The organism is Vibrio sp. Vb0667 (genome assembly GCF_033391095.1).
In genome coordinates, this window is record NZ_JAWPOL010000400.1 from 1 (window position 1) to 1,042 (window position 1,042).

Here is a 1,042-nt window from a genome sequence, read left to right on the forward strand (position 1 = left end):
TTCGGTTTGATTCTCGCGATTGGTATCGTGGTGGATGACGCGATTCTGGTTATCGAAAACGTTGATACCACGATGGCGAAAGATCCAACCATTTCACCTCGTAAAGCAACGTTGCTAGCGATGAAAGAGGTGACTGGGCCAATCATTACCTCAACGTTGGTTCTGTTGGCGGTATTCCTACCTGTTGCGATGCTTCCGGGTATTACTGGCATCATGTATCGTCAGTTCGCATTGACGATCTGTATTTCGGTTGTGATTTCGTCAATCAACGCGCTAACGCTGTCACCGGCTCTTTGTTCATTGGTATTAAAACAAGGTGGCGGCAACACGGCTAACTGGTTCCAAGCATTCAACCGTGGTCTAGAGCGTGTTACTACGCGTTACGGCCAAGTTGCAGGCTTCCTTGTTAAGAAATCTCTGTTATTGGTTACGTTCTTCATCGTTGCGGTTGCTGCGGTGTCTTTCTTCGCGAAGACGACGTCAACGGCATTCGTTCCTCAAGAAGATAAAGGTATTTTGCTGGTCAACGTTCAGTTGCCTGACTCTGCTTCTCTGTCTCGTACAGAAGAGGTGACGAGCGACTTGATGAAAATGATCGAGGAAGAACCCGGTGTAGATGGCGTAACGGTTGCAAACGGCTTTTCGTTTATGACTGGTGCTGCGGCGTCAAACGGTGCTTCGCTGTTCATCAAGTTGCATGATTGGGAAACGCGTAACTCGCTAGGAGGTGAACATTCTGCCAACGCGATAGCAGCTCGCATCAATGGTCGAGCAGCGATGGAATTACCTCAAGCTGTCGTGTTTGCGATGGGGCCGCCTGCCGTTCCGGGTATGGGCGCTGCTTCCGGTTTTGAATTTGTATTGGAAGATACGCTAGGTCGTAGCCGCACTGACTTGTCGATGGTGATGGGGGAGATGATTCAGGCAGCAAACCAAGCTCCTGAGATTGCGTACACCTTTAGTACATTCCGCGCAAACGTACCGCATTACTATGTGGATATTGACCGCGAGAAAGCGCAACAACTTGGCATTTCGCTGTCGT

Annotated in this window: 1 pseudogene; it reads left to right on the plus strand. The window is 49.6% G+C overall.

Annotated features, from left to right (window positions below):
- Window positions 1-1,042, plus strand: a pseudogene (gene vmeZ / locus R8269_RS26210) (multidrug efflux RND transporter permease subunit VmeZ); the annotation flags it as partial.